This is a genomic window from Clostridioides sp. LIBA-7602, assembly GCF_056688945.1.
The window spans coordinates 1-25,906 of sequence record NZ_CP196992.1; the positions used below are offsets into that span (position 1 = coordinate 1).

Consider the following 25,906-nt stretch of genomic DNA (forward strand, 5'->3'; position numbering starts at 1 on the left):
ATGGGAGATTATTTTACAGTAGAAGAAGATTTAAAACAATTACATATACAAATTCCAAAAGCTTTGTTTTATGAGGATAAATATATTAAGCCATCTGACAAGAAACCTCTTTCAGTTCAAGCTAAAATACTATATGGATTTTTATTAGATAGAACTAAGTTGTCCCTTTCAAATCAATGGTATGATGATAAAAATAGGTTATTTATTAAATGTGATCAGATCTCTATGAGTGAATTTTTAGGAGTAAGTGAGAAAACTGCACGTGGTTATAAAAATGAACTTATAAATTTTGGATTATTAGAAGAAGATAAAACAGGGCAAGGCAAATCTAATCTTTTATATCTTAAACAGGTTGATGTTAAAATAAATAAACTATCATTGTATATAGATAAATTTAAAGATAATGTTGAAGAAAAACGCATACTTGAAAGAGAAAGAATTTTAAAATATAGAGAAAAAGAAGAAAAAAATAAGTCCATAAACCTTAAAAATACTTTGAACGGTAGTTTTTACCGTTCAGAGAAAAAACTAAAAAAAATCTTGAACGGTAAAAACTACCGTTCAAGAACAGTAAAAACTACCGTACAAGAACGGGAAAATTTACCGTATAGTAATACTGATTCTAGTGATACTGATTTTAAGGTTGTTGTTGATGAAGAAAATAAAATCAATAAAATTGAAAATCTATATGTTAAATTAAAAGTTGATAAAGAAGTAAAACCAGGAATGAAAAAATTGATAGAAAAAAACATTGATAATTTAGATATAGAAATTTGGGAACAAATTTTTATAAATGTTTCTGAAAATGATATTAAGAAAAAATACAGCTACATAAAGAAAATATTAGAAAATTTAAAAGAGAAAAATATTAAAACAATTAAAGAATTTGAAAATGATAATAGATTATATAATGAACAAAAATCTAAGAGAAAATATTCAAAAAATAAATTTGATAATTTTAATGGAAGTTTAAAAAATAAAAATGAAAATTATATTAATGAAAAAATAAAAGCCTCTCAAGATGTAAAGTATGGAGAAAAAGAAGATATTTTAGAAGAGGATGATAATATTAATAAAAAAGTTTATGAAAAGGCAGTAGAAGATAAATGGAATTGTGGAGCACCAATTAAAAAAATTGCAATAGAATATGCAATAAAATATAATTTACCATATCCCAAAGAATAAATTTATATTTTATTAAGTTACTTTACTTGTATTATGTCAAATACAACTTACTTATGTATAGAAAGATTCTTCAAAAGTTTATATTCTATCTCATATAGTAAAATTAGATTAATTAGTGTTCAATTTGAAATGGGGGAATAGACTTTTATGTATTACAAAGAAAAAGACAAATATACATATTACATAATATTTATAATTGCCTTTCAGATAACGCTCACATTTTTAATGAGTTATTATTTGAAATCTCTTGATAGAGATATGAATATAGAGATATCTTTTATATTGTCTGTATCTTTAGTATTAAGTGAATGTTTTTTATTTACAATTTTATTTGGGTTAATAAAACGAGAAAAAATTAGCCTTAACACTGAATTTTCAAAAGAATTTAGGATTTTTCGGATATGTTTTAATATTCAAATTTTTGAAATTATGTATTTTTTCCTTTTTATAAATTATGATTTAGAATTTTGGTCTTTAAAAATTGGATTTTTTATAGAATTTCTATTTTTTCTTTTAGCATATTTTATTATTATATCATATAATTTTCTTAAAAAAGATGCTAGAAATGTTGTAACTAATTATTTATTGAGACTTGAAGAGTGCTTTCCTATTATTTTAGGCATTATGATTATATTAGAATTAAAATTAAGAGGTCTTTATCCTGGTAATTTTATTACTTATTTATACCTCTTATTGATTTTCATTTCAAGTATTGTAACATTTAAGAGCTTAAAAAAGAGATCTCTTAATAGAACAAATACAGGTTTTGAAGCTATTTTATCTATTTTAATTTTTTTAATGATAATTATTGTATTTTTTATATTGATTCTTTTTCTAATTATACTGTTACAAATAAAATCTAATTCATTACAAGATGATACTAAACTTTTTTGTTATGCTTTTACTCTAATTATAGCAATATATATATATATATTACTATATGCATTTTCTGATTTATTTAAGTTTAAATTTTTTGAACTAACAAAACTCTTAATCTACTTAATACTTTTTTTATCTTATATTCTTATGAAATTGGAGTTTTTTCATACAGATATTTTAAATAAAGCTTTTAAAATTATATCAGAAGATTCTTTTACTGAAGCACTTGTTACTTTCGTAGTTTTTGATTCTTTATTTCAAAATGGGCTTTGTTTATTTGAAGATTTAAAAAGTAAATATTATATTAAAAAAGCAAAAAAAAGTGCTAAATTAACATTTAAAAAACTTAAATAAAAAGAAATATCTAAAAAGATATTCCTTTTTATTTAGAACATGTAAAATCAACAAAATTATTTTAGTCTACTTATTAGATATTCTTCGCTTTCAATGCTTAAAGCTTTTAGATATATACAATAAGAGTTTTCATTTGTGAAAATTTCGATAATATTATCTTGTTTATTAACACTTATTATATCTTCAAATTTTATATGGTTTTTAGTATTTTTACCTCTGAAAATATATTTGTTATCAATTAAAATATCATCATCTGTAATTGAAATATAAAGTTTATTTTTATACTTTATTAAAAACTTATATGTTTGTTCAAAATAAAACCCTGCAAGTAACAAGAATAGAAAAGTTACTTTGAATGCACATATTATCGAAAATATTATCACAAGAATACTTGTAATATATATTTGTTTGAAATAACCCCTATCATAATAATTTATCAACATTGAAAACCACTCCTATAATTTATAACATACTAAATAGTCTGTCTGCTTCTTTTCTATACTGAAGAGAATCATAAAACTTATAAGCAGCACTTGAAGCTCCACCTATAGCTGTAAAAATACCAATAACAGCTCCAACACCTGTTTCAGCTGTAACTCCAGCAATAGCTAACCCAAGTTTAGTAGTATCCATACCACGAGAAGATGCATTTTCTAGTTTTCTGCAAGAATCTACTGCATCTTTAAATCTGTATAGATTAACTGAGTTCTTACTTGTTTCTGTGCGACCTTTAAGTGAACCTTTTGTATTTTTTATTGACCATTTCTTTCCATTAGCAGCATAATAGATTTTAGAAAATCTTGAAGAATTTGTAATTTGAGCTTTTCTTGAAGATATACTATTATCATTATCATATGAAGATGTATCGTTAAGATCAATATTTATATAATTCTTTTCAGCAGTATTTAAATTAACTTCATCTCCTGTAATTATATTATTAATTTTATCATATGTAACTACAGTTTTTGTATCATTACTAATTACTTCAACAACTCTTTTTTCACTATTATCTTCAAGAATATTTACAGAAATATTTTTATCTTGACTTAATATTATGTTACTGTCATTATTACTTAAAGCGAATGTACTAACTGGGAAACTAGAAATCATAAAACTACTTATCAAAACCAATGATATTGTACGCATTTTTCTGTTTTTTAAACTCATATTTACTCCTCCTCTAATGTAAAACAAATTTTTATTTTAATATTTTTATTAAATTTATAAATATCCAAGATTTTATGGAATTTATAACTAATAAACTCTAATAGGACTGAATATTGTTTTGCTCTCATTTCCTGCTTTTACAGTTACCGATAATCTATAAGAATGTCCTTTTGATACACTAACATCTTTAGATAAACTACAAGAACTTTTTTTAGAATTTGACCAGGTAGAAATATTGGTCCATGTTCCAGATTTATTTTTTTGTTGTAATTTTGCTGTAATAGATGTTGAAGTTCCTAATTTACCATCTACATAACATGAGATATGAGCTTTTCCAGAAGTAATTTTCAAATCACAACCAGCTCCTTTAATATTTACCATAAAAACAGTTCCATCTTCTAGATATTCACTAGTTTCTAAAGGCTCATATGCCAGTGCTTGTATTCCAAATGATGAAATAAGTGTTAAGGCACAAGCTCCTGTAAAAAAGATTTTTTTATAGTACAAAAAACCACCCCCTTATTTTCTTTACACTTAGATAACGAAATAAAAAGGTGGTTTGTGACACTTTCTGTAAAAATTTTTTTATTTTATGTTTTCTGCAATTTTCAGTAATTCTTCTTTATAATTTTTCAAGTGTTCTTTGTTGATAGAATCTAGATATATAGTATATGTATCTTTTTCATCATTCCAAAATAAAATTATAGTATCGTCTTTGACAACATACTTAGCTTTATTTTTGTTTATAGTTATATTACTTACTTCTGCGTTTTCTGTGTCTATTATTACAGAACTTGAATTAATTTGATTTGAACGGTATCTTATTTCATCACCTTTGGTATTTTCATATCCAATAAAAATACTTTCTTTAGAACTTTCTCTTTCAACTTCTTTGAAACCCTTTGGTATATATTTAGGTTCTTTTAATATAAAATCAAGTTCCTTATCAGTTTGAATATCTTTAGAAAAAATAAATTCTGTCAAATCTTCATAAATTTCTATTACAATTTTGATAAATTGATTTCGAAGAGCATCAACACTCATAGTTATTGTGAATAATCCAGTTACAACTATTAAAAATACAACTACAACTCGTTTTAAATAGATAACAGTATATTTAATGAAAGGATTTCTTTTTTCTTGACGAATTAGTTTTTTCATCTTCCTTTCAAATCTTTTAGAAAAAACATGATTTAATTCTTCGTCTGGTGGTAATTGATCTAGAATAATTTTTTCAGCATTTGAAGCATGTCTATAAAGCATCTCATCTGTAATATTAATTTTACTCAACGCTTTGCACCTCCAATTCAATTAAGATTTCTTTCAGTTTCTTTTTTCCTCTTTGTATTCTTTTACGTACATTATCCTGTGATATATTTAGTAATTTTGATATTTCAGCATCAGAATAATCATGACTAAATTTTAAGAGAATAACTTGGCGATAATTTGGTGGGAGATTTGCTATGGCTGTATCAATTTCATCATAATCTTCATTATTATTTTCAATTAGTGATTTTGATATTTCAGTATTATAGAAATCATCTTCTATTGATACTATATTTTGTTTTTTTCTCTTTCTATATAAATCTATTGCTGTTCTCTCAACTATTATAACGATAAAAGCTTTTGTTTTGGGACAATTAACTTGATTAATTTTTGATAGGTTTTTTATTATTTTTATAAAAGAATTATGTACAACATCTTCTGATAGATGCTCATCTTTTAATATATTATTAGCAGTATAAAACATTATTTGTTTATATTGTATGTAGATTTCTTCAAACTTTAATTTGTCATCTTCTGAATCAATTAATGATAAATATATTAGCATAGAATATGTCTCCTTTAAATTTTAACTCTACAATGGTACACCATTACATTATAACATTAAAAGGGAGAGGTATTATAATACCTCTCCCTTTTAATGTTATATTCTATGAATATTTATACTATTGGAGAATTCTTCTAAATTAAAGTGATCTAACACTCCTATTAGTATTATATTATCAAAGTATTTATTTAACTTATCAATGTTCTTAAAAATAAATGTTAAATTGTCATGGTCAAGTAATTCTAAATTATCTAGAGCAAGTAATTTAAAGTATGAATCATTGCTTTGATAGATAGCAGCCATCAGAGCAATTAAAAATATCAAGCTTTCACCAGTTGATAGAGCTTCAAAAGATATCTCTTTAGAGTTCATTATAAATCCAAAATCAACCTTATTCTTTTCATTTTTAATAAAAACAGTTTTATTATTAATCCCAATTTCTAATAAAACCTGGTTCATCAAATGTATAAAAGGTTTTATACCATTATTGATTAAATTGGATTTTTCTTGTTTTAAAAGCTTCTCTAATGATTTGTAATGTTCTAATTTTATTTCTTTATCTTCTCTAATAGATTCATTTTTTTCTAACAATATCATATTTTGTTTTATATCTAATTGTTGTTTCCATTTATCTTTTAAATCAATTAAATCTTTTTGAGATAAAGATAACATTTTTTCAAGTAAATCTATATTACCAGAGTTATTAAATAATTTAAGTGCATGCTCATATGCTTCCAACTCAGCTGTTAGATTATCTATATTCAGAATTTCTTTGTCAATATTATTAATTCTTTCTTTTATATTTGATAATTCAATGTTATTTTCTTTTATCTTATTTTCTTGTTCACTAATTGTTTCTAAAAGACTATTTTTAGTTTTACCAATTTCATGATAATCTTTTCTAGCTAAATTATACTTATTTAATATATCATTATAAATATTGGAGAAGGATTTTAATTCATCGTTTAAGGCATTTATTGATGAATTAAAGCCTTCCATGTTGTTACAGTATATATTTTCATCAATAATACATTTTTTCAATTTATTTCTCTCATTTATTGTTTTTATTAAATCATTATTAGTTTTAATTTTATTTTCTATATTAGTTTTTTTATTTTTAATTTCAATACCAGTAAGCTCTAGAGATTTTAAAGTATTATTTAACTCTGTTAGCTTTGTATTAATTTCATTATCAAATTTAAAATCTTGTAGTTTAAAAATATTTTTTTGCAACTTTTCCTTTTCACTATATAGGTCTTTCTTTTTATCTTTATTTACTTCAATTTTATTTTTGAGATTATTATATTTGTTTAATATCTCAGATTTTTTTAGAGTTTCTTTTTTTATATTATCTATATCATTTCTTAATTTATAAATTTCTGACTGCTTTTTTTCAATTTCATTATCTATGTTATTGTTTATATCAATTTTTGTATCACATTTTAATGATGTTAACTGAAAGATAATTGCTTTAATTTCTTTTATATCATTGGATATAATCTTTTTATTATTTGAAACATAATCTAATAATTTATTAAGATTTTCTTCAAATGAATATTTATCTTGATATGCATACATCAACTCATTTAATATGTTTTCTGGGATAATACTATCTAATTTTGAACTTAGATAATGTTTATCATACTTACCAGTCGATATTAAAGAATAAATTAGTTTAGATTTATCATTTGAGTTTAAAGAAAGAAAATTATTAATATCAAAAAAAGTTGTATTTATTCCAAGTTTATCTATTATATCTTTGTTTTTACCACTAAGTTTACTCTCTTTAGATTCTGAAAAATACAGATCTTCACTACCACTTGATTTTTTTGAATTCAAGGATCTTTGTATAATTCCATTGTCTGTATATAATTTTACAGAAAATCCATTTTGATATTTTGATATTTTCATCATATCAGATGTTTTTTTATCGCAACCAGGTATATATCCTAATATTGCAAATATAAGACTTTCTAAGATAGATGATTTTCCTACTCCATTTTTACCTGTTATGACTATTGGCTTTGATAAATCTATTGTTTTATCATCATAACATTTTACATTTGTTAAGTTTAGTTTTTGAAACATTTTAATACCCCCTATTTTGTTAAGCTGATAAATACAGCTAATTTTTATTTGCTAAAATACATAGCTTATACTTTTATTTCTTCTTATAATATGGGGCTATTTAAAAAAAAATTTGAAACTTTTTATATTAACTACAGTAACATAAAGTATGTTACTGTAGTTAATATAAATATTTGTTGAAAGAGGTAAAAATAAATAATGAATATTGCTGAAAAAATAGAATTGAAGAGAAAAGACTTTGAGTTTACAAAAGGACAATTCTGTAAATATCTAGGAATACATAGTAGTACATACACAAGGATACTAAAAAATAAGATATCTACAACAACTTTAGTTAGTATTTGTAAAATCTTGGCATGGCCATTAGAAGATGAAAAAGATAAAAAACTCATCTTTGTAAAGAGTAAATTAAGGATTACATCATTAATAAGCATTCCATTAGCCTGGATAATATATCTAAATGTTAAAGAAAAAGATAAATTTAGATTAAGACTTTATAGTGATAAAATTACAATAGAAAAAAGTATAGACAATGAAGGTCCAGAAAATAATTTAATAGATGAAGTAGAAAAATTAATATATTTCCATCCTAATGCTGAAGGAAGAATAAGCCCACGAATACTGATACCATTAAAATGGAGAAGAAGATTAGAATTAAAAGAGGAAGATATTTTTACAATAAGTATTTATAATGATAAAATAACGCTGAAAAAGAAAAATAGATAGATTATAAATCTATCTATTTTTCAAGTTTTATACATTTTTTTATTTACTTAATCTTCACTACTTAATGCCATCACTGCATAACTAATGTCATCTTTTACTATAATTGTTTTTTCACTATTAATTTTATAGTTATCACATATACTTTGTTGTAACTCATAGGTAGCTATATATTTAGGGCAACATTGTTTATGTATAACTGATATATGATTAGAATCACTAGGAATTAAATCAAATATTTGAATATATTCTTTGTCACCTTCTAATTTTTCTATTAGATCCCAAATAAAATTTTGTAATTCAGGTGAAATCTGTGATTTCACACCTTTAGAAATATATTTTTTACCATTGAATAGTCCTATGTCAGATTCATCTAATGTATCTGTATCATTATCTGAAATAACTATTAATTCATTTTCCGTTTCTTTTTTTGATGAATTATTTTCTAATTTATTTTCTTTTATTACAGTATTTCCAATTCTCAACTCATTTTCAAGTTTAGCTTTTGAAATCATAAGAGTTTCTAATTTATCATCTTCTGTAAACTTATTTTTTAAAACTTCCTTAAGAGATACAAGTTCATCTTTCTTACAAAAATATATTCCTTTTAAGCTCTTTAATTTATCTGTGCTAGTTTTACTATACTCCATAAAATATTTAATTAAAGTCTTAGGAGTTTTCAAAGCAGAAAATTCAAATTTATAGTTATTACCAAGTGAAATAAATTCTCTAACTTTATTATCAAATGTAAACTCCTTCTCATAAACTATATTTAGGCCATAAATTTCACCTAAAAAACCAACTTTTCCACTATCCATAATTTCTCCAAGAGTTTCTATAGCTGTTTTATTATCAAAATAAGTTTTTCCATCTAATGTTATTTTAAAATCGTTAGAATTAGAAGCATATACCTTAATATCTTCTTCTAATTTAGATATTGATATATTTAAAGCTTCTATAGAGTTTTCTATTGACTTTATATCTTGTAAAGTAAGTAAATTTTGATTTAAAAATGCTTTTTTGTTTAATTCAATTATCTGAATTTCTCTATTTATTTCACATAATTTTAAAATTCTATCATCAGAACAAGCACATGCTTTTGTTTCGGCATAACTCATAAGCTGATTACCTATATCTTCAGCAGTTCTAGAAGATGAAGAATTATTAAGAATCTGAGCTACATATTTTGCTTTTATTTCTATTGTCTGCCACGAATATGCATCAAAAGAACCTTCAACTACATATCTAAAAATAGATACTTCTTTATTTAAATTTCCTTGTCTTAATATTCTACCTTCTCTTTGTGAAATTGAAGAAGGTTTCCAAGGCACATCTACATGATGAAGTGATTTTAAATGTTTTTGAAAATTAGTTCCCTCTCCCATTTTAGAAGTAGAACCAATTAATATTCTAATAATACCATTATTAAAATCATCAATAAGCTTCTTTCTTTTTTCTGGTGTATTTGCATCATGTATGTATGCTATGTCTTTTTCTAAAACATTATTTTTTAGGAGTTCATTTTTTATATCATCATAAACATTATGTGAATTACCAGTAGGTGTTCCTAGATCACAAAATACTAAATGTGTACTTATTTTATCTTCATGATATAAAGAAGCTATATTTTCACCAACCTTTATTATTTTTGGTGATATACCACTAATTCCAACTAATGCAGGGCTCACAGCCATTAATCGACCATCTGTAGTTACATTTAACATATTATCTATTCTTGGATTATATGAGCCTTTATGAATTTTTTCTGCACGCTCTACAAGAGAATTTATATATTCTCTCATTTGGCTTGTAGGTTTTATAATTTCTACTATAGGTTTTCCTTCTGTCACTTTAGGAATATCTAAGTTTTCTATATCACAGATATTAACCACATCAGCAACTTGTCTAAATATATTAACTAATTCTGGAACATTACAAAATTTAGCAAACCTCTGTTGAAATCTAAAACCTTGTCCAGTTGGATCTACTTCCATTGAAGAAATGATTGAACCAAAGGTACTCGCCCAAGCATCAAAAGTATCTACTCCATAATGTTCTAGAGAAGGTTTATTTAAATAAGTAAGTAAAGTATACATTTCACAAATACTATTAGAGATAGGAGTTGCTGTAGCAAATGTAACACCTTTATTTCCATTCACAGATTTAAAATATCTTAGTTTATTGTATAAATCCTGAGTTTTCTTTGTTTTTAAAGAAGATATTCCAGGTACTTGCATAGTAGTATTAAAATATAAATTTTTAAAATTATGAGCTTCATCTATAAATAAGTTTGTTATACCAAGTTTTTCAAATGAAAGAAGAGCTTCATCTTTGTGCATGTCATTTAATTCCTTAATTCTATTTAAATAACTTTCTTTTATTGTTTCAAGTTTTTTTATAGAAAAGTCAGGACACTCATCTCTATAATACTTAAGCGTTTTATTTAACTCCTTTAGGTCTGATTCTACTAACTTTAGTTCTGTTTCAGCTTCTAAAGGTATTAATCCTAAAACAGAATGTGGAATTATTATACTATCCCAGTTACATGTAACGATTTTAGCTATAATTTTTCTTCTATTGGCTTTAGAGAAATCCTTTGAAGTAGTAGCTAAAATATTTGCTTGAGGATATAAATTAAAATATTCTTTGGCAAATTGTCCAGACTCACAAAGCGAATTTGGTATAACAAATAGATTCTTATTACCTCTTTTTGAATCTATTTTAGATATCCTATTTAATTCTTGTGCAGCTGTAACCATTGTATAAGTTTTTCCTGAACCAACACTATGACATAGAAGGGTGTTACAATCAGATGTAACTATTCTACTAGCCGCTTTTAATTGATGTTCTCGCAATTTTATATTAGGATTTATTCTAACATCATTTAGTATGTTTTTGTATTCTTTTTCTTTATAATCTATAAACTTTTCATTGTATATATCAAGTAATTCTTTATGAATATAACTATTACTTGTTACATAGTTATGAAAAGCTATAAGCCATTTATCTAATATATTCATAGCAAGTTGAGTTTCTTCTAAGTTTTTGACAGAAACTTCTTTACCATTTTGTGTTTCTTTATCAATAATAGTTATAGTCTTCATGTTTAATGCTGCTTCAATAATAGATAGAGATTTTCTTCTTTTAGTACCCCATACGAACTCATTTTTATTTATAGGTATATAAGCAGAACAATTTACTGAATAACCAAGATGTGTTGAATATAATAGTTGAATTGAATTTTTTTCAAGCTCTAATGTTTTTTCAATAAAATCAGATTTTATATTGGAAGGTATCCAAGTAGATGAAATATTAAAAAATACATCTGTTTCATATTTAGGCTGATTAGCCTCTAGTGCTTTAACATTTACTAAGAAAGCATTATTATTTATTGATGCTTCTTTGGCTATTTTTAATTTTTCTTTAACATATCCACATAAATAACTATTTCTATCCACTAAATCTCCTGTCAAAGGGTCAATATAAGCAAGTTGTTTAGATAATAATTCATCTTTGATATTATTATATGATTTATTCATTATGCTACAGATATAATCCATATTTAAATATCCATAATTATTGAATGCAATCATAATAGCATCTTCTATTTTTTCAGGATTTTTTTCAGGTTTTGATTTACCTATAGTTCTTTTTGAGAACATGTCAGCTTTTTTATATGTATCATTTTGCTTATCATATATTTCCAAAGATGCTACAAGATAGTATAAAGTATCCTCAGATAAAAGCTTCTTATTTCCTCTAGAACTTATGAAACCATATTCATTAATGTATTTATCATATTTAGCATTTAAGTTTCTCTGAAGGTCATTTAATTCGTTATCTGTACAGTTATTAAGTTGAGCTTGTATTATATTTTTTATAGTATCTTTAATTATTATAAACTGTTTCAACTTTTCTTTTCTTTTACCAATTAAAGAAGAAGGAATAAGATATTTTCCTTGCTTTTGATAAATCAATTCATTCTCTAATATGAACTCACCTTCTTTTAGTTCATCATCAGTACAAAGCGTTAATTCTTCTTCTTCATACATATATGCATCATTTAGAGGTGTTTCATAGATATCTGAAGGAAAGTATTTCAATAATTTATCATAATCACTAATAGATAAACTTTTTGTACTTTTAAGAACTTGTTTTGGACCAAATTGAGAAGAAACTATCTCCATTTCACCTAACATCATATGAGGATTATTTTTGTAATAATTATTTATATAGAAATCTTCATAGTTGACAACATCTATCCAGTTCTCAGAAGATAATTTATTTTTGTTCTTTCTTAAAAATATTATATCTGTAGTTGTATCTGTATCACAAAAAACTTCAATTGGTAATCTTATAGAACCTATAAAATCACATTTTTCATTGATAATTTTTCTAATGGTAGTATCTGTTTTATCTAATGTCCCAGATGTTGTTATAAATATAATTAATCCCATATCTCTGACTTTTTCAATTGATTTTACAAAGTAATAATCATGAATGTTTAAATTATATTTATTTAGATATTTATCCTCTGTATCATATGGATGAATATTACTAAATGGAACATTTGTTATACATAAATCAATACTTTCATTTTTTATTTTGCTATCTTCATATTTAATATTTATTATTTTAGAAGATGGATATAAGTGTGTAGCAATATCAGAACTTAATTTATCCATTTCAATACCTAATATTTTAGAATTATAATACATATCTTCAGGCATGAATCCTAAAAATCTACCTGTTCCACAAGCTGGATCAAGTATACGGCCTTTTTCAAAACCTAATTTATTCAATACTCTATAGATAAACTTTATAACTATTGCAGGAGTATAGAAACTAGTTAAACATGAAGCTTTTGCACTGTCATAGTAATCACCTAAAAGCTTTTTTAATTCTTCATCACTTTTAGAACCTTCAGTAAACTTTTTTGAAAGACCACCCCACCCAACATACTTAGATAAAATAGTTTTATCATTAAGAGTAATATCCTTTTGTGAGTTATTTAATTTATTTAATACAGTTATAGCATTTAAATTATTTTGATAACGGTCTGAGTTATTAGTTGATAGATTTTCTCTTGATAAAAAGAAATCAGATATATCTGATTTCTTCTCACTAATTTTTGATTTGAGATTTGTAATTTGTTTAGTAAAATTATTTTGAAAACAGTTGTTTAAATCGTTCCTATAGGATTTTTTTATATCTTTTTTAATAATTTCTTTTGATTTATTATTATCATTAGAATTTTTTATATCATTTGTTCTATCAAAGTATAAATCAAATAAGGAAATTTGGTTTTTGATAAGTTTTTTCTTTTTATTTGACTTTTTTTTGGTTTTATTATGATTCCCATTTTGATTTATTTCATTAAATTTAGTTTTAAAAAAATTTATTAAATTACTCATTGTTTTCTCCTTATAAGTTAAATTATTTTATAATGTTTCTGCATACTGTATTAGAAGTTTTATTTCTTTATTATTTAAGCTTTTTACTTCTTCTAAATCGAGGTCAGGGAACAATATATTTATTGCTTTTGTTATTTTTTCTGGAATCTTCTTTTTACACTCTGCATATTTAGTTGACAATACTAATCTTTCATTTGAATATTCTTTTTTATTTATTTCTTCATCATAATTTTGAATAGATTTAAGATACTCTAAATCAACTGCATCTATGATTTCATCATTATCAATGCTTATAAGTTTACAGTTTAAAACATTAGCATTTAATGTTCTTGCACAATTGATGATTTCTTTAATTTCTTTATCATCATCATAAAAATAAGGAATTGTCATAATTGCCATCCTATATCCAGATGAACCAGTTATATTAGTAATTGGACAATTAAATTGAGGTAATTTTTTTAAAGCATTTCGTTGGCTTAAAGATTGAGCTTTTCTATCAGCAAGATTTTTATTAAATAAATATTGTCCTAAAGCTCTTTGAATTTCTGTATTTTTTAAACTTACACATATTTCTAATGTTGAGTTAATAGGCAATACATAATTGTCATCAGTAAGTTTTGAAGTACCTTTTTTAAAAATTTCACCAGCTGTATAATCTTCAGAAATAATATGGCCAAATGAATCTAAAAGATATGAATCTACATTAAAACTTACTGTTGCTTTAGTTACTATTTGATTGTTATTATAATTTGAAACTGCTAGTGAGGTAGAAATTACTTTAAAAATTGAACCATCATCATTATTAATAATATATGGATTTTCTCTATAATCTCCATCAAAATAAATTTTATCTGGTTCAAAAATACTTGCTCCTACTAGTTTATTTACATAAAATACACCTTTTAAAGTAAGACTTACTCTTTCATCTTTATCAAATACAATTTGTTCTAACTCTTCAGATAATTTTAATGAAATATTTATTTTTTTCATAATGTATTCCCCCCATTTTATGTAGCTGATTTATACAGCTTAAATTTAAGTTGCTAATTAATAGCTAATTTTTTTATTACATACAATATGGTTCAATTTTTAAAGTTTTTTGAATAAAAATTTGATTATATACTATGACATTTCATTTAACAGATTTTATAAAGTAACGAAAAGATTTTGAGATACTAGAAATTCTGGAATTGTAATGATATGGTGTTATATATCAATATCGCAACAATAGAAATTAAATATGGAGTGTAAAAAATAGAACTTTTTTACTTCATCTCTTTGTATTAATATAATATTTATATAACATGATATTTATATATTGACTTTTAGACATATGTCTAATAAAATAAATTTAAAGGTGTGTGATTAAATTGAAAAAAATACCAAAATCTGAATTGTTAGTTATGAATTTTATCTGGGATAAAGATATGGATAAAATACCTGCAAGAGAAGTAGCTCATTTTATGGAAGATTATCATGAATGGACAAAAGGGACTACAGGAAAAGTTCTTTCTCGATTAAGCGACAAAGGATTTCTAGAGTTTGAAAAAGATGGTAGAAATACTGTGTATACTGTTAAGGTTAAACGTGAAGAGTATTTGAAGTTTGAAACAAAAGATTTCTTTAAATTTATGCATAAGAATTCTATGCATAGCTTTATTTCATCACTAGGTTGTGAAAATGAAATATCAGATGATGATATAAAAGAGCTTGAAAAATGGATAAAAAAAAGAAAGTAGGAGAATTATCTTATGGAACTTTTTATCGAGATTTTGAAATTAAACATTTATATAAGTGTACCAATTCTTTTGTTTATTTTATTTACTAAAAAAGTAAATAGATATGGTTATAAGTTTTATTATTTAATGTGTATTTTAATAATATTTAGAATGTTATTTATATCTAAAATAAATTTAAATATATTGGCTATCAACAATAACATAATTAAGAGTTATAAACATAGTATTGATAGCTATATATCATATGGTTATAGTATTAATCTAGACATATTTATGTATATTTGGATACTAGGTATTATATTAATATCTTTTTGCCATCTAAAAGCTAATTATAAATTTTATAACTATGTAGAAAATTTACAAGAAGAAGTTTTGGATGCAGATATTATTAATGTATTAGATGCCCAAGTAAAAAAATTAAATATAAATAGAAGATTTAAAGTATATAGAGTTAAAGGGATTTATTCTCCTGCTATTATAGGATTAAGAGATTATAAAATAATAATTCCAGAAAAAGAATATAGTAGTAGAGAGTTAAACTTTATATTTAGACATGAATTAGTTCATTATAAAAGGAAAGATAACTTATTTAAAGCTATGGTTAGTATTGTATGTACAATACACTGGTTTAATCCAATTTGTCATTTACTAAAGAAACAATTTAATGAATTATGTGAATTATCCTGTGATGAAATTGTAATTGATGAATATACTTCAAGTGAAATCGAAGAATATGCATATCTAATATTAGATACAATAAAATATAAAAAAACATTAAAATATTCAACATGTGTATCTCAGTTTCGAAATGAAAAAAATATTATTTTAAAAAAGAGGTTGAATCGTATGTTTAATGAAGATAAAAGGAAAATTAATCTAGGTTTTAAGTTTTTATTAACTTTTATAATAGTTGGGTCTATGTTTTCTATTAATGCTAATTCTGAGCCAAATGAAAATATATTAGGAGATACTGATGGTAAGATTAGCTATAATAAAAATGGAGAGACATATGGTCCATCTGTAACAGATTCAAATGGAAATCTAATTGAGCCAGAACTTATACAAGCTCTAGGTATAGGAAAGAAAGTAGGGTATGTAAGACAAAGAGATTTGTACGATTGTGATAATCAACCGAGAACACCAGAAGAAGCCGTTTTATATACAAGAAAAAGAAGTTTTAATATATTTAAAAAAAGTATACCTCTTTATGATAAAGAAGGTGTGAAGATTATAGGAAGATTTAAAGTTGATTAAAATAAAAAACTGATAGAAAATAATTCTATCAGTTTTTTTATGTATATTATAAGTCTATATGATATTCTCCTATAATAGTTTCTCCATCTTTATCATAAAGAGGTATACTTTTATATTTTTCATTAGATTTTGCTATTTTATTCATATAAGCAACAGCTTCTTCTGGTGTATTTGGTTGACTGTCTTCAGAATATAAATCATCAAGAGATACATAACCTTCAATATCACCTACGCCAAGTGCTGATATCATATTCTTAGTTTCATATAAATATTGACGTTCTTTTAGTTCTTCATTTGAGATCTCTATATCTAAACTCTTCATAGTTGCAATTGGGCTTTGTTTTGCTCCAACTGTTTTATATCCACTTCCATTATAAGCTTTAGTAGTGCCTTTTGTATAATATGTTCCTTTTGAAGTAGTTGATCCTGTTGTAGCTGTAAATCCACTAGTTTTATTTGTATTATATTTCCAACCAGTAGTTTTAACAACAGTTCCATTTGTATTATATAGATTAGCATGTGCACCCATTATTCCACTATCAACAGATCCAGATTTGCAAGTTATTGTGGTAGCACCTGTAACACCTGCAACTAATTTTGCACAACCTGTATGATTAGTATAGTTTTTACCATTAGCTGTAAATGAAGTAGTACCACTAATTGCTTTTGAATCAATTGAATAAGAACTAGGCTGTTTAGAATGTGTATTAATGTTAATTGTATCAGCAAAAACGCTAGTAGAAAATAATGACATAACAGCTAAAGAAAAAGCGAATGTTTTTTTAATATTTTTCATATTCATAAAATAAAACCCCTTTTATAGTATTTTTAGACAATTGTCTTCCTTAATTAATATAATATTAGACTAATGTCTAAAAGTCAACTACTTTTTCCATAATATTACAATTTATCAAAGTGTTTATTAAATGAGAATAACCTAAAAAGAACATCAGACAAATAGGTAAGCTAATGGAAGAAATAAAAGAGAATTATTCAAATATTATGGTGTTTAGTCAAAAGAATAAGCAAAGCATTCAACCATTTAGTAATAAATAGCTAACAAAAAAGTCAAAAATGATATAAAATCATTTCTGACTTTTTTTAGTTCTATAAGTTAAAATAAGACTTATAACTTTTATTTAAATAAATTTCTAAATACCCTAAAATTATAAGTATAATACTATTTATGTTAATTGAATATGATTGAAATCCGATTTCACTAAGAATGAAGTATGTGTATCCATCTTTTATATAACAACTATTATAATCATCATCTAAAATAGGAAAAGAACAATTGATTAAATTTATTATATGTTTACTAAATGTTGTATTAATAGCAATTACATAAGAATCATTCTTATAATTTGAAAAAAAATCATCATGTGTAGCATTCTCGCCTATATCATCCTCTAAAGCAATAATGAAAGATTTAAATATCTCATAATCTTCATGACTAGATGGCATGTGTTCAACACCTAAATGACTAAGTGATTCATAACAAAACTTTATCTTAAAAAACTTCTCGAAATTTTTAAATAAATTAACAATGATATCTAAATCATAATTTGATGAACAATAATCATCGCAAAAGTCAAAATAATCTTCTAAATGATTTTGTATTTCACCTTGAATAACAAAGTCTATATCTTTTTTTAGAACTACATTATTTTTTATAAAATATTCTAATACTGTTTTGCAGATATATAAATATTCTAAACTATATATTTCATGGAACATATAATTTATTGAAAATTTTTTTGAATAATATTTTATAAGTTCATCTAATTGGAAAGTATGATTAATAATATCTAAGTCTAAATTCATACATATTTTTTTATATTTTAAAAGAAATTTAAAAAATTCTCTAAAAGCAATTTTTTCAGTATATCCAATATGTTTAAGCAATTGCTTTACCTCCTAGTATAATAATATAAACAAAGAAGCCTTTAAGAGCTTCTTTGTTTGTGCTATTTTTATTTGTTATTTTATAAAATAGAAACTGTATCTGAATTAAATACAAATAAATTTTTATTAAATTTATTTAAGCAAATGATATTATTTGTTATTATGAAAGCAGTTGTAGCACTTAGAATATTAGTTGCAAAATTTTGGGGATGTTTTTGTATTTCAGAACAGGAATATGTTTCATTTTTAACCTCTTCTTTTGAAGTCAAAATCTCTGGGAAATAATTGCAAACAGGTGGATGTATTATGTTATTTTCACATTTAACACCAATTACAGTTTGTCCAGTTCTTTCATCTCCTTCTCCATTACCAGTATCAATGTAAACTAGAGAATTAATACAACTATCATAAAATACATCATTTAAAACGATACGTGCTTTATTGTTATCAACACATCCAATAAGTATAAAATCATTTAAAGAATTTTTAATTAAATTTACAACAAGTTTTTTATCAACTAAATACTCATCAATAAAAGATACTTTTATACCTAATTTATTATATCTATTTGAAAGGACCTCTGCTTTATTTATACCTAAATCTTTAGAAGTAAACTTTTGATTACGATAATTTTTAGATTCAACTATATCACCATCAATGAGTATAATTTCATCAATTTTTTTTTCAGAAATGGCCAGTTGAGATAGCAATGTAATTAAATGACTTCCTGTTGCTCCACATCCAACTATTATTATTGAAATCATAGTACTACCCCTTATTTTTAAAGTTGCTATATGTAGCAGATAAATAAGCAACTATTTTATCATGACTAGGTTCCAATCTCCAATCAGGGGATTTACCCAATTCCTCGTATCCAAAAGTATAAAGTACTTCTTCTGTAAGACCTTTTATCTTTATATTTTCTATATCTTCTTCATTGTCTATTTCTTTTATAACTTTACCAAACACTTTTACTATAATCTTTGTGTATTCTTTACATTCTGATTCAAGCTTTAAGTATTTATTTACATTACCTGTATTATTTTTATTATCATTTATACTAGGTGTATTGTTTTTGTCCTCTTTAGGTTTTTCATTTAAATTTTTTAATTGTTTACTAAATAATTCTGTAAAATTCATTTTTATTTACCTCCATAAATGTATTAATTAATTATCTTCATTGCAAATTTTTTATTAAAAAGCTGAGGATTAAATAAATCTTCAGGAGAATACCAATATAGGCTTACAATATTTTTTTTATATTTAACAAAACATGCTAAATATTGAGTTAAGAAACAATCATAAGTAAAATTATAATATTCTGTTACTATAGGATACTTGTTTTTTCTTAACCAAAATTGTTGCATTTTTCTAGTCCAATTTTTAGGAAAAGAAATAATTTTAAGTTTGGTATTTTCAGTAATTTCTTCTTTTATAACACATACATTTCTTTTATCTATTTCTTTTAGCTCTTTCTTTGTTGATATTATAGGTGTTTTTTCTAAATCTGCACAATATAGATATAAATTTAGACTAGAATTTTCATTAATTAAATATTCTGAGAGATTCTCTATGTCTTCAATGATAAATTCTAAATAATTACCTTGATTATCTAATAATTCAAATAACATAGCCTTCTCACAAGAAACATATAAGTCAAAGAGTCTATTTGCATTGACAGCTTCTTCTATAATTTTTCCTTTATCATTAGTGTATTTTATATTTAATGAATTACGTTTTATTTTGAAATTATTTTTTCCACATATTAAAATCACATTTTACCTCCAATTTATAATTTATTTTGAATAAGTTTTTTGGTCCATTCGTTATAAGTATAATTTTTAATTAATAGATTACTGTCAAATTGTTTATGATTTAGATATTCTAGTAATTCTAAATAATCTAGATTTTGTGTGTTATTTTCTACAGAAAAGTAGTCAATAGTATTTGCCATGCTAAAAAAGATATTTGGTACTAGAAAAATATTTTCTATTTTGTTGAAATCTAAATTAATTTGATTAGAACCTAAACAAACATTTCCATTGTTATATACATTTGAAAATGGATAAATAAATAATTGAGTATTTTCATTTATATTTTTTGTCTTGGATACTGATACATATAATTTACTAAAGATATTATTAACAATTTTTATTGCAAACAATAAATTTGGCATACCTATATCACTATAAAAATCTTTACCAAAACTCATAGGAGCAGATAGTTCCTCTCGAAGTATAATATAGATCTTTGTTGTTTTATTTAATTGAATTGTCTGAATAAGTTTCATGTTATCTTTTTCTTGATATATAGGACTGAAGAAAGGTATATCTGACAGGTTTTTTAATTCAGAAGATGAGAGTATACTACTTATAAAATCTGAGACAAGCAATGTTTTAACTCTTTTTCTTCCATTATTATTTTCTATAAGGTTAACTGTGTTACTATTCTCTATTAATTCAAATAATATAGTTTTCATTATATCTCTCCTCCAAGATACTTAATAAAATCAATATAAAAACATCAGTTCTAATTCCTGATTTACTCAGAGTATTTGTAGAAATACGTAAAAAAGTATATCCGCTTGAACAATAGCAATCATCACCATAATCATCTATAAACAGGTTTTTTATTAGTGATATTATATTATTTTTTATAGCAATATTAATAGCTATAACCATGATATCATTAGTAAAATAAGAATAAAATTCATCATGAAATGTATAAGTATCTTCGATTTTTTTGGAACTAATTTCTAAACAATCTTCTATATACAAAATAATATCTTCAAATATTTTATACATATTAGTATCATTGTACATAAGAGTTTTTTCATAACGAGAAGTGATTAGATCATAATAACTAGTAAAAATATGATTAATATTACAGAAGCTTTCAAGTGTATTAAATAATTCTTCAACTAACTCAAATGCATTTTCATCTTGAGTAACTTCTGAAATCATATCACTAGTGCTTTTAAGAATAATGTTGATAATATTTGTATTTATCATATTAAAGTTTTTTAGATATTGTAAGATGATTTTATTTCTATTTACACAACAATAACAATTATTAGATTTTAATAAACTAATATAAAAATCTAAAGCATCATTAAATGATAATTTCATATTAATAAATTGTTTTGTATTGATATAATTTTCTTTGAAAGAGATCTTTATTTTTGAAAGTTCTTTTAGATTATACATCAATATATTTTTCTCAGATTGGCCAATATGTTTAAACATTAGTATATTTCCTCCTCTTCATCAGTAGATTGAGGAATTGATGATAAGTTTTCTTTTAAATATTCAAATTCAATCATGTCATTTATAATATGGTTCTCTTCAACATTATCTATAGATAGCATAGAAGATACTTTAACAAAAATTCTTGATGGTATCTTTTTTAATACTTTCTCATTAATTTTTGGAAGGGATGAGCACATTTCTAATAAATTTCTTATTAATATATCATCTCCTGATAATTCTATTTGGGAGTCCAAATTTTTTTGTAGTTCATCAAAATTAATCATATAAATCACTCCTAATTTTTATAATTTGATTTTTTTAGTTTATTTTCATAATAATAATTACATTTATGAAAATTCATACAATTATTAATTGTTTTATTAATAAAATCACAGCAAGGCATATTGAATCCTAATAGCTCATACAGTGAATCATCATAATGACCACAATTTATACATTTTACAAGATGGATTTCTTCGTCCAAAAGTCCTAAAGCATTTTCTTTAGAAATTATGATATTTCCATTTGTTCTACTAGATTTTAAATAAAGTAGTACAGCTGATTTTTTTTCAGCATTTTTTTTAAATATAGTTTTTCTAAATTTAATGTCTGTATTATTAGAGTGATTTACTTTAAATCCTAAATAGAATAGAATTTTTTTTACCCCAAAGATATTACCATCTTCCATAAGTATTTTTATGGTATTTTCTTTAGTAATGGTAATAATATCATTTGAATTGTCTGGTTTTGAATAAAATAAAGCAATTTCTTTTTCTATATTATTCTCTTTAATTTTTAATTTTTTTAATATAGTGTTTGCTTTAGCTGGATATCTTACTGGGAATCCTAAATTGAATAAAATTTTTTTTGTCTTAAAAATATTTTGTCTGTTAATCTCATTAAAGTTTTTAAATATCTCACCTAAATCTTTTCGATAGAGTGAAGATAATAATAAAGATTTTGATTTCATTAAAAAAACCTCCTTTTTATTTGTTATGCTGATAGTGACAGCTTATTTTTTTAGTGCTAGAAGATAGCTTTGATTTAATTCATATATAATATGGGGCATTTAGAAGTCTTTTTTGAAAATTTTTATAAGAAATAAAAAAACTGTTATTAAAATGATTTATAATCACTTAATAACAGTTTTAATTTTGAAAATTATTTTTTAATATCATAATTTAAATTCTTTTAATATAGAATGAACATCTAGTCTATATTCTTGAATAACTATTTCCTCTCTTGAAGTATATTTATAAAGTTAATACCATCAAAATTTATTGACTTTACATTACTTTATCTAAATAGATTTAAATTGATGTAAGATCTGAAAAAGAACTGCATTCTTGTAGCTTATAATAAAGCGTTTCAAGTGTTATTTTATCATTAAAATATATGTCTATGTTATTATCAAATACACATATTTTTGCTATAGTTCCATTATCATAATAAAATAATTTTACAGTAGTTATATCTATAACCATTTCCTCAAGATAGATTTTCCAATGCACTTTAAAATTATGTAATATACAATGTTCTTTTTTATCAATTATCTGATTGATGAATAAGGTATCTTTAAATTTAGATTCATGAGATTCATTGGTAGTTTCAACATTATTGAATGGTTCAGTATCAACTTCAATAGATTTATAAGGCTTGTTTTCATATAATTTGCTAATTGAATAAAATAATAAAGTTAATATAGAAATGTAAATTAGTTGTTTTGGTAAAACTAATAAAAAAAATAATAATGGTATTAATAGGTAAGTGCTTATACGTAATTTTTTAAGAATATTTACAATGTAAAGTATATTATATTTATTTAATTTTTTTGCTTTAATCAAGAAAATTCCCCCTTTATCGCTAACATGTATAGCTTATTTTTTATATGCATTAACTATGCTTAAATTTTTTATTACATATAATATGGTATAAAATTTAACTATTTTTGAAATAAATTTAAATTCTCTAATAAAAAATATGTTCCCTTAATGATAGTAGTTTTGTTTAAGCTATCTACCATAAAAGGAACATATTATCTGACTAATTATTTATTTTTATATATTAAGATAAAATTGTAATGAATTAAACACCTTTAGTATAAGAAGTATATGTTTCTCCTGATCTTACTAAATCATATGGAAATACAGCTCCTCCTCCATAATTTAAATTAACACCTGTTGTTGATTTATATGCTTTATAAACTAATTGAGAACAATAAAACGCATTTGTAAGTTCTGGTTGCTCAAATATCCAGTTATATGGAGAATTTCTCTTATTATATGCCCATGTTGCAGCAGTCTTATCTTGATTTGCTGTAGTACTTCCTACTCCTAAACCATAAATAGTATTATATCTATCACGCCAATTATTATTATATACTTTTACTCCACCATCAGAGAAAGATTCAACTGTAGTTTTAGCTGTATGAACTATTCCTGCATGACCTATAAGTTTTCCTGATGATCCATCTTTAGTAACAAGTATAGCACCTATTCTTGTTGGATATGTACCTGATGTTGCTTTAGTAAGATTTGGATCTTTATCTGTACTTTGTATTCCATTTTTATGCAATTCTTGGTCTATTTCTTTAAATCCATCTAATTGTTTCTGAATTATAGCTTCATCACTTTGACTTTCATTATGTTGGACTTCATTTGCGAATAATAACATGCTAGAATTGATAAGAATTAAGCCTAATACTAAAACACCTGAAACGTAATTTTTAATTTTCATAGTTCACATCTCCTTGTATTTATATATTTTAACCATTCAAAAGAACAGTTAATTATTAATAAAAAAAGATACAAAAGTCTTATTCTCATATTTTTTTAATTTAATAGATTTCTTCAATTTAAAATCACCTAAATTATAAATATAGATTTCTTCTCCATTAGAAGATAAAAATTCATCTTTATTTATACAGCTTGAAATATGCTCATTTTCAGTATCATATTGATTTATTTCTAAACTATCTATATTTAACCTAGCTACTCTATGTTGAGTTGTTTCACCTAAAGAACTGCTTTCAGTTATGTAAAGATAATTTTCATCAGCCAGTATCTGAGATAAGTTATCAAAGGGTAATTCAATGATTTTAGATGAATAGTCATCTAGATTAACTCTTATAATTTTATTTGAAAGCATATCATTACCATCTCTATTTTTTAATATATATAGGTTGTTATTTATAATTTTTGCACTTGTTGCATAACTTCCATCTGATATATCAATAGTTTTCTCGATACTTAAATTTTCTTTATTTATAACTGATAAAATTAATTTATAGGTGCTGGAAACTTCTTTAAAAGATATTAAATATACTTTTTCATTTTTTTCAACTAATACTATTCCTACACCTAGATTTTTAAATATTGTTGATTTTAATATTTCATTGGACTTTAAATTTGTTTTAGAAAGAAAAACTTCGTCTGGACTAGATGATCCTGAGTAGATATTTTTTTGATCAGATACAAAAAAAGTTGGATTATTACCTTTGGATGAGATTATAGTTTTAGGTTTTAATGTATCTTTGTTTATTTGGAGAACAAAGTCATTTGATTTATTGTTAGTTGCAGGTGCTGTATAGTAAATGTTTTCTTTGGTATCATCACCTGTTGTTTTGAATCCTGTTAATATTATTCCTCCATATTTTATTTTTTTATTACCTTTATAATTGCCTTCTGAATCATATAAAGAAATTACAGAGCTATTTTCCATAGAGGTATTAATAGTAGCATACTTATATTCCTCATCATCAGATTTTGAACAAGCAGTGATTATTATAATTAATAAAAATAGTAATATTAATTTTTTCATATATCCTCCTAACATTTGTATATATAAAAATAATTGTACTTAGATGTTAACAATAATTTTCTGAAAAGTCAATATTTTCGCATAACTGGTCGTTTAAAAGGTTAAAATGGGAGAATATGCAAGATAATATACTAAATTATTAATATAAAACATAAAAGGAACATATCAATTAATTTATTTTCAAAAAAATCTTTAAAATGAACCATATTTGTTAAGAGATAAAAAAATAGCTATTTATTAGTAAAAAAACACAAGTTGTAATTGTCAATAAAGAGAAAGGAGAAAAAGTATGGTTGAACA

At 23.8% G+C, this 25,906-nt stretch carries 24 protein-coding genes; 4 read left to right on the plus strand and 20 right to left on the minus strand.

All coding sequences use genetic code 11. The annotated features are described in order from the left end of the window. Positions 1–1,185, plus strand: a 1,185-nt coding sequence (locus tag ACTG45_RS19875; protein WP_102822251.1) for a replication initiator protein A, incomplete at its 5' end; no start/stop codon positions are given. 1,289 nt (positions 1,186–2,474) lie between these two features. Here the strand turns inward: ACTG45_RS19875 and ACTG45_RS19880 are convergent. The 6 genes from ACTG45_RS19880 to ACTG45_RS19905 form a co-directional block, all read right to left on the minus strand. Continuing rightward, complete coding sequence (locus ACTG45_RS19880) at positions 2,475–2,861, minus strand: hypothetical protein (RefSeq protein ID WP_021383350.1); 387 nt, start codon at positions 2,859–2,861, stop codon at positions 2,475–2,477. A 19-nt stretch (positions 2,862–2,880) separates the two neighbouring features. Beyond that, positions 2,881–3,585, minus strand: a complete 705-nt coding sequence (locus tag ACTG45_RS19885; protein ID WP_021383423.1) for a geobacillin-26 family protein — start codon at positions 3,583–3,585, stop codon at positions 2,881–2,883. 87 nt (positions 3,586–3,672) lie between these two features. Beyond that, the gene (locus tag ACTG45_RS19890; protein WP_102822253.1) at positions 3,673–4,092 is read right to left on the minus strand and encodes a hypothetical protein; all 420 of its coding nucleotides are present in this window, start codon (positions 4,090–4,092) and stop codon (positions 3,673–3,675) included. A 78-nt stretch (positions 4,093–4,170) separates the two neighbouring features. After that, positions 4,171–4,875 (minus strand): DUF4367 domain-containing protein, encoded by a 705-nt coding sequence (locus ACTG45_RS19895; RefSeq protein WP_021383420.1) that lies wholly within the window; start codon positions 4,873–4,875, stop codon positions 4,171–4,173. Further along, complete coding sequence (locus ACTG45_RS19900) at positions 4,868–5,416, minus strand: RNA polymerase sigma factor (protein WP_021383439.1); 549 nt, start codon at positions 5,414–5,416, stop codon at positions 4,868–4,870. Before ACTG45_RS19900 ends, ACTG45_RS19895 begins: the two co-directional genes overlap by 8 nt. Positions 5,417–5,512: 96 nt before the next feature. Beyond that, positions 5,513–7,504, minus strand: coding sequence for a hypothetical protein (locus ACTG45_RS19905; RefSeq protein WP_479920305.1), 1,992 nt, complete (start codon positions 7,502–7,504; stop codon positions 5,513–5,515). A 198-nt stretch (positions 7,505–7,702) separates the two neighbouring features. Here ACTG45_RS19905 and ACTG45_RS19910 point away from each other — a divergent pair, with 198 nt between their 5' ends. Continuing rightward, complete coding sequence (locus ACTG45_RS19910; protein WP_102822254.1) at positions 7,703–8,230, plus strand: AbrB/MazE/SpoVT family DNA-binding domain-containing protein; 528 nt, start codon at positions 7,703–7,705, stop codon at positions 8,228–8,230. A 47-nt stretch (positions 8,231–8,277) separates the two neighbouring features. Here ACTG45_RS19910 and ACTG45_RS19915 read toward each other — a convergent pair whose 3' ends face one another. Beyond that, complete coding sequence (locus tag ACTG45_RS19915; RefSeq protein WP_102822255.1) at positions 8,278–13,641, minus strand: DUF960 family protein; 5,364 nt, start codon at positions 13,639–13,641, stop codon at positions 8,278–8,280. A 27-nt stretch (positions 13,642–13,668) separates the two neighbouring features. Further along, positions 13,669–14,631: a hypothetical protein gene (locus ACTG45_RS19920; RefSeq protein ID WP_054269390.1), complete on the minus strand. Its 963-nt coding sequence runs from the start codon at positions 14,629–14,631 to the stop codon at positions 13,669–13,671. 380 nt (positions 14,632–15,011) lie between these two features. Between ACTG45_RS19920 and ACTG45_RS19925 the strand changes: the two genes are divergently transcribed. Both ACTG45_RS19925 and ACTG45_RS19930 read left to right on the plus strand, forming a co-directional pair. Then, positions 15,012–15,380: a BlaI/MecI/CopY family transcriptional regulator gene (locus tag ACTG45_RS19925; RefSeq protein ID WP_021383418.1), complete on the plus strand. Its 369-nt coding sequence runs from the start codon at positions 15,012–15,014 to the stop codon at positions 15,378–15,380. A 12-nt stretch (positions 15,381–15,392) separates the two neighbouring features. Then, positions 15,393–16,634 carry a M56 family metallopeptidase gene (locus tag ACTG45_RS19930; protein WP_021383427.1) on the plus strand — a complete coding sequence of 414 codons (1,242 nt, stop codon included), beginning with the start codon at positions 15,393–15,395 and terminating at the stop codon, positions 16,632–16,634. A 46-nt stretch (positions 16,635–16,680) separates the two neighbouring features. Here ACTG45_RS19930 and ACTG45_RS19935 read toward each other — a convergent pair whose 3' ends face one another. The 12 genes from ACTG45_RS19935 to ACTG45_RS19990 form a co-directional block, all read right to left on the minus strand. Beyond that, positions 16,681–17,436, minus strand: a complete 756-nt coding sequence (locus ACTG45_RS19935; RefSeq protein WP_021383434.1) for a hypothetical protein — start codon at positions 17,434–17,436, stop codon at positions 16,681–16,683. Between the two features lie 305 nt (positions 17,437–17,741). Continuing rightward, the gene (locus ACTG45_RS19940) at positions 17,742–18,539 is read right to left on the minus strand and encodes a hypothetical protein (protein WP_021383349.1); all 798 of its coding nucleotides are present in this window, start codon (positions 18,537–18,539) and stop codon (positions 17,742–17,744) included. 80 nt (positions 18,540–18,619) lie between these two features. Beyond that, the gene (locus ACTG45_RS19945) at positions 18,620–19,303 is read right to left on the minus strand and encodes a ThiF family adenylyltransferase (protein ID WP_021383416.1); all 684 of its coding nucleotides are present in this window, start codon (positions 19,301–19,303) and stop codon (positions 18,620–18,622) included. Positions 19,304–19,307: 4 nt separating this feature from the next. Next, entirely contained in the window at positions 19,308–19,679 is a 372-nt protein-coding gene (locus tag ACTG45_RS19950; RefSeq protein ID WP_021383437.1) for a hypothetical protein, read from the minus strand. A 23-nt stretch (positions 19,680–19,702) separates the two neighbouring features. Beyond that, positions 19,703–20,314, minus strand: coding sequence for a hypothetical protein (locus ACTG45_RS19955; RefSeq protein ID WP_021383417.1), 612 nt, complete (start codon positions 20,312–20,314; stop codon positions 19,703–19,705). A gap of 14 nt (positions 20,315–20,328) precedes the next feature. Continuing rightward, entirely contained in the window at positions 20,329–21,018 is a 690-nt protein-coding gene (locus tag ACTG45_RS19960) for a prokaryotic E2 D family protein (RefSeq protein ID WP_021383400.1), read from the minus strand. Further along, positions 20,999–21,784: a hypothetical protein gene (locus ACTG45_RS19965; RefSeq protein WP_021383367.1), complete on the minus strand. Its 786-nt coding sequence runs from the start codon at positions 21,782–21,784 to the stop codon at positions 20,999–21,001. The genes ACTG45_RS19960 and ACTG45_RS19965 overlap by 20 nt, the downstream gene beginning before the upstream one ends. Beyond that, a complete protein-coding gene (locus ACTG45_RS19970) occupies positions 21,784–22,071 on the minus strand; it encodes a hypothetical protein (RefSeq protein WP_021383382.1) in 288 nt (95 codons plus the stop codon). Before ACTG45_RS19970 ends, ACTG45_RS19965 begins: the two co-directional genes overlap by 1 nt. Before the next feature lie 11 nt (positions 22,072–22,082). Further along, positions 22,083–22,757 (minus strand): hypothetical protein, encoded by a 675-nt coding sequence (locus ACTG45_RS19975; RefSeq protein ID WP_021383394.1) that lies wholly within the window; start codon positions 22,755–22,757, stop codon positions 22,083–22,085. A 340-nt stretch (positions 22,758–23,097) separates the two neighbouring features. Continuing rightward, the gene (locus ACTG45_RS19980; protein WP_021383391.1) at positions 23,098–23,631 is read right to left on the minus strand and encodes a hypothetical protein; all 534 of its coding nucleotides are present in this window, start codon (positions 23,629–23,631) and stop codon (positions 23,098–23,100) included. 241 nt (positions 23,632–23,872) lie between these two features. Continuing rightward, a complete protein-coding gene (locus ACTG45_RS19985) occupies positions 23,873–24,523 on the minus strand; it encodes a YiiX/YebB-like N1pC/P60 family cysteine hydrolase (RefSeq protein ID WP_021383440.1) in 651 nt (216 codons plus the stop codon). Between the two features lie 48 nt (positions 24,524–24,571). Beyond that, a complete protein-coding gene (locus ACTG45_RS19990) occupies positions 24,572–25,606 on the minus strand; it encodes a YncE family protein (RefSeq protein ID WP_021383355.1) in 1,035 nt (344 codons plus the stop codon). Between the last annotated feature and the right edge of the window lie 300 nt (positions 25,607–25,906).

Coding starts and splice junctions, on each gene's coding strand:
- ACTG45_RS19880 (WP_021383350.1), bottom strand. CDS start 2,861: ATGTTGATAAATTATTATGATAGGGGTTATTTCAAACAAATATATATT.
- ACTG45_RS19885 (WP_021383423.1), bottom strand. CDS start 3,585: ATGAGTTTAAAAAACAGAAAAATGCGTACAATATCATTGGTTTTGATA.
- ACTG45_RS19900 (WP_021383439.1), bottom strand. CDS start 5,416: ATGCTAATATATTTATCATTAATTGATTCAGAAGATGACAAATTAAAG.
- ACTG45_RS19905 (WP_479920305.1), bottom strand. CDS start 7,504: ATGTTTCAAAAACTAAACTTAACAAATGTAAAATGTTATGATGATAAA.
- ACTG45_RS19910 (WP_102822254.1), top strand. CDS start 7,703: ATGAATATTGCTGAAAAAATAGAATTGAAGAGAAAAGACTTTGAGTTT.
- ACTG45_RS19915 (WP_102822255.1), bottom strand. CDS start 13,641: ATGAGTAATTTAATAAATTTTTTTAAAACTAAATTTAATGAAATAAAT.
- ACTG45_RS19920 (WP_054269390.1), bottom strand. CDS start 14,631: ATGAAAAAAATAAATATTTCATTAAAATTATCTGAAGAGTTAGAACAA.
- ACTG45_RS19930 (WP_021383427.1), top strand. CDS start 15,393: ATGGAACTTTTTATCGAGATTTTGAAATTAAACATTTATATAAGTGTA.
- ACTG45_RS19935 (WP_021383434.1), bottom strand. CDS start 17,436: ATGAATATGAAAAATATTAAAAAAACATTCGCTTTTTCTTTAGCTGTT.
- ACTG45_RS19945 (WP_021383416.1), bottom strand. CDS start 19,303: ATGATTTCAATAATAATAGTTGGATGTGGAGCAACAGGAAGTCATTTA.
- ACTG45_RS19950 (WP_021383437.1), bottom strand. CDS start 19,679: ATGAATTTTACAGAATTATTTAGTAAACAATTAAAAAATTTAAATGAA.
- ACTG45_RS19960 (WP_021383400.1), bottom strand. CDS start 21,018: ATGAAAACTATATTATTTGAATTAATAGAGAATAGTAACACAGTTAAC.
- ACTG45_RS19965 (WP_021383367.1), bottom strand. CDS start 21,784: ATGTTTAAACATATTGGCCAATCTGAGAAAAATATATTGATGTATAAT.
- ACTG45_RS19970 (WP_021383382.1), bottom strand. CDS start 22,071: ATGATTAATTTTGATGAACTACAAAAAAATTTGGACTCCCAAATAGAA.
- ACTG45_RS19975 (WP_021383394.1), bottom strand. CDS start 22,757: ATGAAATCAAAATCTTTATTATTATCTTCACTCTATCGAAAAGATTTA.
- ACTG45_RS19985 (WP_021383440.1), bottom strand. CDS start 24,523: ATGAAAATTAAAAATTACGTTTCAGGTGTTTTAGTATTAGGCTTAATT.
- ACTG45_RS19990 (WP_021383355.1), bottom strand. CDS start 25,606: ATGAAAAAATTAATATTACTATTTTTATTAATTATAATAATCACTGCT.